We start from the raw sequence: 8,919 nt of genomic DNA, 5'->3' as shown, positions 1-8,919 counted from the left end.
CACAAAAAAGTATTAACTCGTGAGTAATCAAGACAAAAGAAAAGATTCAGCAAACACAATTTATAATAAAAGTTAAGTCCGCTAAAAGAAAAGATCGTTCTTCAATAATAATAAAACCAATAAACGTTAATTCAACCCCTCCTCTCCCCGCCCTTATAGTTTTATCACAAAAAATCACGGTAAGGATTTAAGCGGTGGCCGAAGGGAGCAACCCCCGAGTCGAGTGTGAAACACGAGCGGCTGGGGTTGCGATAGGAAAATACGTCCGATGATTTTTGGGATAAAATTATTCAGGCTTGATCTTTTGTTTCTTTTGCATCAAGGCAAAAGAAAAGAGTGTTCTTCAGAAATAATAATAATAATAATAATAATAATAATAATAGTAGTAGTAGTAGTAGTAGTAGTAGTAGTAGTAGTAGTAGTAGTAGTAGTAGTTCCAATAAACGTTAATTCAACCCCTTCTCTCACCGCCCTTATAGTTATATCCCAAAAAATCACGGTAAGGATTTAAGCCTTAGCCGAAGGGAGCAACCCCCGAGTCGAGTGTGAAACACGAGCGGCTGGGGTTGCGATAGGAAAATACGTCCGATGATTTTGGGATAAAACTATTCAGGCTTGAAATCGAAGATTCATGAATACAAAAAAAACAATAACAACCCGTGAATAATTTTTGTTTCTTTTGTATCAAGACAAATCGAAGATTCAGCAAACACCACTTATAATAAAAGTTAAGTGAGCTAAAAGAAAATGAGTAAACCTTAATTTTTACTTTCAATAAAAAGTCATTGGTAACACCATTTAAAGTCCCCATGTAGTCGAAACAACATCAAGCTCTGAATTTTCGGCTCCCTTTAGGGCTGGGGTAAAACGAAAATTACAAGCCTCCTCACTCCTCACTAAATCCCAATACCGAAAACCTAGAACCAACTAAAACTCCTACCACCACCCTTAAATAAAAAGCATAAAAAACAACGAGAAAGTAAAGTGGCAGCAGTCCGCGAGTTGAGGACGAAGGACGAACGGCTCGGGCTGCGGAATGTTTGAAATTAAAAGGAGGACTGCCAGTGGCTGTCAGGTAAATAAATAAAACCGTTTTTAAGCTTTTTATTTTCAGGCTTGAAATCGAAGATTCATAAATACTAAAAAAACAATATCAACCCGTGAATATTTTTTTGTTTCTTTTTTGATCAAGCAAAAAAGAAAAGATTGTTCTTCAGAAATAATAGTAATAATAATAGTATTTACTCTTTTATCTAGAATTGCCTAGTTTATCGATAACAATTGTATTTGCCGCTTTGTCATGTAAAGTTTGAACATTATCATTCGATAAGGCAATTAAATAAATTGGAGGGAAAAAACTACAAATTCCTTTCACTACATTTCGCATTAATAGTTTCATTGTTGTCGGTAATTTGTCTTTATCCAATTCAGAAACTTTCATTTGCAGTAGTAATTTTCCAAAGGAAGAGCCTTTTAGTAATAGGTCGCAACCTAAAAAATAAATAAACCCAATCAGTAAGCGCAATATTCCAAGTTCCAAAGACACTAGTGCAAATAGTACCACATAAATAAAAATCATGTCAATTAAATAAGCCCCTAATCGTTTTCCAAAAGTTGTCGGAGTACCCCAATAATTAACAGAAATAGTAGTGCTTAACAAATTTTCTGGGCTATATTCATCTTTAGAAAGTACTGTTCCAGGCACATAATTTATTAAGCAAAAGCCACATTCTAAACTATCTCCTAAGTTGTCTGTTTGAATTATGGGAATAAAAAAAATATGGATATACTTTTTAAATCTCTTTAACTTGTAATTCCGTTTATTTTGACAGTTTGGGCAATTAAATTCCCCAGTTTTAATAACCGATGCGCTTGTTTTTGTTCCAAAAATAATCATAGTTGAACTTTATGTTAGTAAAAAATTAAGGTAATAGTTTAAATTGATTTCCAAGGATTACTTTGCAAATTTGCCGACTTCTTTTGATTGTAACATTGGGCGTTGCATATCTTTGCTCCCAAAACAGTTCCCCGAAGCGTCGGGCTAAAGTCTCCAAAGGCATCTTAATTTAGTTAATTAGAGCGTAAATAGGTTAATTTAAACGCCAATCATTTTTATTGGTAACCACCTTAGGTCCCCTTCAAACTAGGTTTTTCAGTGTTCGTGCTGCGTCCTCCAGGAAACCCTAACAGTAATGTGGCGTTCATTTTCATTTCTTTCAGTCGATAAATTTCTGATACTCTATAATTTTATTTGCTAATCTAACTTCCAAATATTTGTTTCCTGCTCGCAATTCATCATGAATTAAGCGTGCCTCTTCCAGATATTCGCTTTTCTTTTCATTGGTCCAATAAAAAGGAGGTGCATATAAATTGGCTATTCTGTCAGCCATTTTGATCGCCCATATTTCTTTTGGTTGCTCTTTTATCCGCTTCAAACTATCAAGCATCATTGCTTTTTTTCCATCAATATTTTCATTTTTAGTCAAAGCTAAAACACCATTTGCTACTTCAAGTCCAAATTCATTTAATATATCATCATACGATAAGTCTGTATCCTCAATTGCATCATGCAGAATTGCACATTTCATAGCCAAATCAGGATTCATATCATTGTCAACAGTAACGGCCGTCAAAATCTCAAAAGTAACACTACCAATATGATTTATATATTCAATTTGCTCTCCTTGCTTTGCGCCTCCGTATTTTTGGCCGTCATGCATTTTTGTTGCTAACTGCCACACATCCTGTATTTCGTCAATAGACCATTTTTTATTCATATGATTTCTTTTTCAGAGAAGTTAATTATTACTGCAGTTAGAGAATGTCAAATCTCGTTTTAGCGCTTGGCGAAGAAGTGGATTTCAAAGCACTGAACAAATCTACCAGCATTGAAACCCGCTTTTTTACCAAATACCTGCTAGCAATTGTTAATTCAGTAAGTATTCAATTGGCAAATTAAAAGCTGTTCTTACTGCTTCTCCGTCTTGCATTCCCGGTTTCCATTTTGGCATTTTTTTCACCACGCGTATTGCTTCTTCGTCAAGCTGTTTATTTAAGCTCTGAATAATTTTTATGTCTGAGATATTGCCATCTTTATTTACAATAAAACCAACTAAAACCCGTCCTTCAATCTCTTCTTTTCTTGCTTTGTTCGGATACTTCAATTCTTTTCCTAAATGTTCCATTAGTTCGTTCATACCACCTGGAAACTCTGGTTTTTTTACATAGTCATAATAGGTAGTCGCTACACCATCAAAATTAAAACACTTGCCCTCAATCAATTTATTATTCTCGTAACGGTCTATACGTTTAGGTTTTCCATTATCCCAATATGTTAAAAATTGTCCATTTAATTTCCCCGATTTAAAGTCTATGTCCCTGCGCAGTTGTCCGGTTTCATACCACTCTTTTAATTTTCCATCTACTTTTTTGTCTTTGTAATCAGAGTAACTCTTTTCTGTTTTAATTTGTCCCAATTTAAAATAAATTCTCTCTGTTGCTCTGTTAGTATCTGCTTTATCGTACTGAGCAATTTCATAATAAGTTGTGTACTTAAAGGAACTTACTTTGTTCCAGTCATAATCAAAATATATCGTGTCTTGTCCCCAAGTAACAACGGTCAGGAGGAAAAATGTCAATGCAAATATTTTTTTCATTGTGTTATCTTTTTTAAGTACCGCTAGCATCACTTCACCCGAGTCGTCAGTTTAAAAACCTTCAAACGAACGCTTTTTGGTTAATCAGTCAGTAAATATATATGTTTTAAACTACAATTAAAATTCTTTCTAAAAAAGTCACTTTCTAGTTTTTAAAAGACAAACATTCAAAAAACGATTGTTTAGCGTAACAAAAAAAGAGGACTATAAATCCTCTTTAAATTCTTGTAACTCTTGTATCGAAAAACCTATAAAGAATGAACTTTTGAACGGTTCCGTTCAACACGGGTTTACTTCGCAAATGGTTTATTAATTTTGGTGTTCAGTGACTTTAATTAATTGTTCCTGCTGCCCACGCAAGCAATCTCTAAGTGCTAATGGATGCTCTCATTTTGGGTTAGTTGTTCGTGTAGCTCTTCGAATTTACCAATCATTTCGTCTAATTTAGATTGTTGTTTTTTAATTTGTTTTGGTCTCAAATAAAACCAATTAAACAGAATCCAAATGGAAGTAATCCCATAAGCAACTATTCCCCAAAAAGCGGTCATCCGAACTGTATATTCAAACATATACAAGCCTATTCCTGCAGAAAGCAAAATAAAATATAAATTCAGCATTGTGGTTTGCATAAATTCTTGCTGTGCTTTGATGGCCAACAGGTCTTTCAAATATTCAGTAGTACTTAGCGCGTTTGTTTGTTTTCTAAAAAGCACAAAACTTTGGTTGTACCCGATTACAAAAATTGCCATTGCCAAAATAGTTACTATAATACCTATTTTTGTTGTAATCATTTGTGGTTGAAAGTACACCCAAATTAAAATAATAAATAGAGAAGTTGTAATCAGTAAAAGATTTGTTATAATTAATTTTTTTAAATTGGATTTTTTAAACGTATTCATTTTAGACAACAAATCTTCTATATCAGGCTCACCGGTTTTCTGCTTTGCCCATAATTCGTTAAAATTTATGTTAGGATTCATTTTCTTTAAATTTTTGAGTTAATTTTTCTTTTATTCTATGAATTTTCACTCTTATGTTGACTTCAGAAAGCCCAACAATACTTGCTATTTCAGATTGTTTTATATTTTCTAGTTCTAGTGAAATAATGATACGGTCGGTTTCTGGTAATTCTGAAATACACGCATATAAAAATTGAATTTGAGGTTCAATATTTTCTTCTTTTTCTTCTTTTAAATGAACAGGCAATGCTGCTTTTGGGAAACGTTTTTGTTTTTCAATTTGTCGCAAGCAGTTATTAGAAGCAATTCTAAAAATCCAAGTGCTGATGTTGGCTTCATTTCTAAATTTTGGTAGTTGTTGCCAAACTATAATAAATGTTTCCTGTGCCATATCTTGTGCAAGGTCGTAGTCGTTAATATACCCCATACACAAACGAAATATTTTTTGCCAATACGATTTATACAGATCTTCAAATACCATTTTATTTGGTTGATATAAAGTTATTCAACTGGCTAAAATACCATTCTTTGTCATCATACATAATAAAATGTAATCCTTTGTTGGAATACTGCAGGTTCGCTGTTTTTAAGTTTTTATATTGCTCTTCTATGGCAGGTTTTACATTTTTAAAATACGCCTCCAATAAAATCAAAGTAGGACATTTTATAGCTTTTATTTTTTCTCGCAAATCTGTGTTTAAAAAATCACAATACATAGCTGCAAATGTTGTTCGGTCTGATTGTACACTCCAATTTACTATCAATTCTTGTTTTGATGTATCGGCAACTAGTTGTTGAATGTTCATTTTTTGCATTTGGTAAAATTGCTCATTCGTTGCCGAGCTTATTTGATTTATCATGGCTGAACAGTCCGGTTTCTCTTCTGATTTAAAAGCAGGATTCATCAATGCAGACAAACAAGGAAGTGCATCTACAACAATAATTTTCTCAATCAGTTCTGGATAATCTGATGCAAGTGCCAAAGCCAATCCTCCACCCATACTGTGTCCAATAATAATTGGCTTGTCAATTTTATTTTTTTTAATATAATTGGCAATACTGGTTTCCCAATTTTCAAAAGTTGAGTTATCTTGCGGTTTTGCATCAGCAAAACCTGCCATTGTTAAAACATAACAAGTATAGTCTTTCTCAAACTTTGTTTTTGTTTCATCCCAAACTTCGCCTGAACAGGAAAATCCTGGAATAAAAATGATTGATGTACTACCTTGTCCACTTTTAGTTACTTCAAATGCATTTGTTTTGGCTTGCCCAAAAGTGTTTACACAAAAAGAGATAAATAGGAATAATCCGATGGTGCTTTTAAATTGGTTCATTTTAATATTTTTTTATTGGTTCGCCTTTTAGATACGAGACTGTCTAAAATGTTACAGAACTTATAAAATAATAATTTTAAAATGATTAGAAATATCAATTTGGAAGATGCTCCCGCAGAGTTTTACTAGTGCTAGTTCGTCAGAGTCATCTGGATAAAAACCTTCAAACGAACACTATTTGGTTAACAATTGATATTTTAAACTACAATTATTTTTCTTTCTGGAAAAGTCACTTCTAGTTTCTAAAAGATAAATATTCAAAAAGCAATCGTTTAGCGCTACAAAAAAACCTATAAATCTGCTTGATTTTCTTGTAACTCTTGTATCGAAAAACCCATAAAGAATAAACGTGTGGACGGTTCCAATCAAAACGGATTTACTTCACAAATGGTTTATTTATTTTGGTGTTCAGTGACTTTAATTCCTTGTTCATGTTGCGCACCCAAATACTCTAGCTTACCTGCAGGCATTTTAATCTCATTCCATTTATGTAGCAAAGAGTGCCCATCAATTTTCTATATTTTTTGTTTGTCATACCTGTAAAGACCATAAATAACGATCCCAAATATAATTTCAATTAAACCGCCTGTCAATGCAGAAGGAAAGCCTCCTGCTTCCATTCTAAAAAGGGCATAAGCTGCCAATCCCAGAATAATTCCCAAAACCCAATAAAGGCGTATACCGTAAATACTTGCAAAGGTTAAGTATCGTCCGGCAATGATCATCATCATTCCTTGAAAAAACCATTCTACCTTAATCAGCGACAAACCATAAGCTAACGGAATACACATAATCATCCATAGTGTACCTTCCATTGCCAGTTTTCCAAAAGGGTTGTTCTTATGATGTCCTCCTTTAATACCCATTAGTTTTCCAAGTAATGTTGCTATTGGAAAGATGAACATTCCTCCTATAATTAAAGTCCAGATGCCTTTTTGTGAGGAATGGTAATTTACAATTAAGCTCGAAAATACCCAAACTATCCCTGAAACAAAAACACCAATGGAACCATAGCCATAGCCATTTCTCATATCACCTTGGGCTTCTTGTAAATTACTGATATTTAAATTTTTATGTATCATAGTTGCGTTAGATTGTTGATTCAGTTTTACTTGCGGTTTTATGCTCACTTGCTGCAAGAGCTTTGGAACTAAAGTAAGCCTTCTTTTTGAATATACCAAAATTCCCAAATACAAAACCATTTTCTCTAGTAAGCCTAAACACGCCATAGTACCAAACAGCGATTATATGCCGTTTTTCTTTTGGTCAATGTATTTGTCGTTAAATAAATGATTGGGTTTCAAGTACACGACGTTTTTTTGAAAATCAAGGAACAGATTAAATCTTTTCAGAATTTCATTGCCTAAAAGATGAACATTTTTATCACGTAATGGCTTTTGCGAAGTGGTTGTTTGAACTGGAATATTTTTAAATTTATATTTTCCAATTTTTAAGGTTTTTAAATTAGCAGTAATAACAGGAATTTCGTTTCCTTGTGCACCTTTCATGATTACTTTTTTGACAAACTCCATTTTGTTAGTTGGAAAGTTACCTTCTTTTAATAAATCATTGTCTAACAGTACAGTTCTGTCAAAACCTGTATCAAAGAGAAAAAGGGCTGTATTTACAATTCCATTTTGCTTAATTTCGCTTGAAACTAAAAACAAGTCTTTCCAGAATTCCATTTTCAGTGTAGTGAATTTACTGTCTAATGGTACATATTTAGGTAATTCAGAATGAACAATCATAGAATGATTATCATAATTGAGTTCAACGACTTTTCCTTTGAAAAAGTCCCAACCAAATCTGCCATCGGTCTCATGTCCTGCTAATTCAGCGTCATAAACTTTAGTTCTATAATTCGTTTTTCCCATTTTTAAATTATAGAATGTGCTGTAAAGTGTAGGCTTAGCTTTAAGTCTATTCTTTAAAACATCATTTGTTAAAATCAATTCGGTTGTCCCGGTATCGAAATTTAAATTTAAAGTGTCTTTTTCATTGAAAATAGCTTTTATAAAAATGGTGTTATGGTCGTTAATAGTCAATGAAATAGTATCGCGCAAGGGTATGTTTTGAGCAAAAACAGGAATCGACATAAGTACAAAAGCAATAAGTAAATTTCGTTTCATATTGTAGGTTGGTGTGGTTTTTAAATAGTCTACAACGTTTAGCTAGTAGACGATGGTCCGGGTTAATAATTCTAATACTTCGGTTAATCACGATTTCTCCAAATACACTACCACCTTCCCTCCCGATACTTCGGGAAAGACAATTGCCTAAATCCGTTATAGCAAGTGCTGGCAGGAGCAATCTTATTTAGTTTTAAGAGAAGTTACAATTTCATCTGCTGACTTTTCCCAATTAACTCGCAGTTTTTCAATGCAATTAAACGAGAATAATAAAATTTTTCCATCAACAATTGTAAAAAAGTAATAATTAAAAATTTTTTGGTCAGTTGCTTCTGTTATAAATTTAAAATACCCAACTTTCTTTCCATTAATAACTTTTACGCCCCCATTTAAAACTTTTAAATCAGGTCTGTTTTTTTTTAACTGTTCGATTTGGAAATCTTTCCATAAGCCCAATTGACTTTCTGATGCAGACTGATTTGTTGTGTCCGCAATAAGATTGACTCCTCCATTTTTATCTGATACTACAAATGTTGGTTTCGGTCTGTTATGATATTTTAATGCCCACATTTCATCAGTCATTTTAGTTAATTCCGTCGGGGAATTAAATTCGACTTTTCCATTTAATAAATTTATTTTTTCCATTTTAATTTGGGCAAAACTTATAAATGGAATTAATACTGCAACTGATAAAATTGATTTTAAAATGTTTTTTCTCATGCTGTTTTATAAACGATTTTTGTTATTGTTTCTACCAACCTTTTGCTACTTTGAGATGGTGTGTGGTTCGTATCCTATTTTCGGTGCCACCTGAGCGATAGCCTTTAGATTTGCATAATAA

9 protein-coding genes are annotated in these 8,919 nt (G+C 33.0%); all 9 read right to left on the bottom strand.

Going from position 1 to position 8,919, the window contains the following annotated elements; genetic code table 11:
- Nucleotides 1–1,249 precede the first annotated feature (1,249 nt).
- The gene (locus BMX64_RS15340) at nucleotides 1,250–1,897 is read right to left on the bottom strand and encodes an RDD family protein (protein ID WP_091174389.1); all 648 of its coding nucleotides are present in this window, start codon (nucleotides 1,895–1,897) and stop codon (nucleotides 1,250–1,252) included.
- Between the two features lie 319 nt (nucleotides 1,898–2,216).
- The gene (locus tag BMX64_RS15335; RefSeq protein ID WP_091174385.1) at nucleotides 2,217–2,777 is read right to left on the bottom strand and encodes an HD domain-containing protein; all 561 of its coding nucleotides are present in this window, start codon (nucleotides 2,775–2,777) and stop codon (nucleotides 2,217–2,219) included.
- Nucleotides 2,778–2,927: 150 nt separating this feature from the next.
- Nucleotides 2,928–3,656, bottom strand: a complete 729-nt coding sequence (locus tag BMX64_RS15330) for an energy transducer TonB (RefSeq protein WP_167543078.1) — start codon at nucleotides 3,654–3,656, stop codon at nucleotides 2,928–2,930.
- Between the two features lie 374 nt (nucleotides 3,657–4,030).
- On the bottom strand, nucleotides 4,031–4,636 hold the full coding sequence (locus tag BMX64_RS15325) for a hypothetical protein (protein WP_091174380.1): 606 nt from the start codon (nucleotides 4,634–4,636) through the stop codon (nucleotides 4,031–4,033).
- On the bottom strand, nucleotides 4,626–5,096 hold the full coding sequence (locus BMX64_RS15320; RefSeq protein ID WP_091174377.1) for an RNA polymerase sigma factor: 471 nt from the start codon (nucleotides 5,094–5,096) through the stop codon (nucleotides 4,626–4,628). The genes BMX64_RS15325 and BMX64_RS15320 overlap by 11 nt, the downstream gene beginning before the upstream one ends.
- A 1-nt stretch (nucleotide 5,097) precedes the next feature.
- Complete coding sequence (locus tag BMX64_RS15315; protein ID WP_091174376.1) at nucleotides 5,098–5,949, bottom strand: alpha/beta fold hydrolase; 852 nt, start codon at nucleotides 5,947–5,949, stop codon at nucleotides 5,098–5,100.
- 515 nt (nucleotides 5,950–6,464) lie between these two features.
- Nucleotides 6,465–7,031 (bottom strand): DUF7010 family protein, encoded by a 567-nt coding sequence (locus BMX64_RS15310; protein ID WP_208858990.1) that lies wholly within the window; start codon nucleotides 7,029–7,031, stop codon nucleotides 6,465–6,467.
- Between the two features lie 162 nt (nucleotides 7,032–7,193).
- Nucleotides 7,194–8,078, bottom strand: a complete 885-nt coding sequence (locus BMX64_RS15305) for a pepsin/retropepsin-like aspartic protease family protein (protein ID WP_091174375.1) — start codon at nucleotides 8,076–8,078, stop codon at nucleotides 7,194–7,196.
- A 183-nt stretch (nucleotides 8,079–8,261) separates the two neighbouring features.
- A complete protein-coding gene (locus tag BMX64_RS15300; RefSeq protein WP_091174372.1) occupies nucleotides 8,262–8,798 on the bottom strand; it encodes a DcrB/PsbP domain-containing protein in 537 nt (178 codons plus the stop codon).
- Between the last annotated feature and the right edge of the window lie 121 nt (nucleotides 8,799–8,919).

Source organism: Flavobacterium sinopsychrotolerans (genome assembly GCF_900110375.1).
GTDB classification, from domain to species: Bacteria; Bacteroidota; Bacteroidia; order Flavobacteriales; family Flavobacteriaceae; genus Flavobacterium; species Flavobacterium sinopsychrotolerans.
The sequence above is the reverse complement of the archived record's forward strand: the minus strand, read 5'-3'. Positions and strand labels throughout refer to the sequence as shown.

Bases quoted from the DNA above. Each gene is read 5' to 3' on its own strand.
- BMX64_RS15340 (WP_091174389.1), bottom strand. From the start codon at position 1,897: ATGATTATTTTTGGAACAAAAACAAGCGCATCGGTTATTAAAACTGGG.
- BMX64_RS15335 (WP_091174385.1), bottom strand. From the start codon at position 2,777: ATGAATAAAAAATGGTCTATTGACGAAATACAGGATGTGTGGCAGTTA.
- BMX64_RS15330 (WP_167543078.1), bottom strand. From the start codon at position 3,656: ATGAAAAAAATATTTGCATTGACATTTTTCCTCCTGACCGTTGTTACT.
- BMX64_RS15325 (WP_091174380.1), bottom strand. From the start codon at position 4,636: ATGAATCCTAACATAAATTTTAACGAATTATGGGCAAAGCAGAAAACC.
- BMX64_RS15320 (WP_091174377.1), bottom strand. From the start codon at position 5,096: ATGGTATTTGAAGATCTGTATAAATCGTATTGGCAAAAAATATTTCGT.
- BMX64_RS15315 (WP_091174376.1), bottom strand. From the start codon at position 5,949: ATGAACCAATTTAAAAGCACCATCGGATTATTCCTATTTATCTCTTTT.
- BMX64_RS15310 (WP_208858990.1), bottom strand. From the start codon at position 7,031: ATGATACATAAAAATTTAAATATCAGTAATTTACAAGAAGCCCAAGGT.
- BMX64_RS15305 (WP_091174375.1), bottom strand. From the start codon at position 8,078: ATGAAACGAAATTTACTTATTGCTTTTGTACTTATGTCGATTCCTGTT.
- BMX64_RS15300 (WP_091174372.1), bottom strand. From the start codon at position 8,798: ATGAGAAAAAACATTTTAAAATCAATTTTATCAGTTGCAGTATTAATT.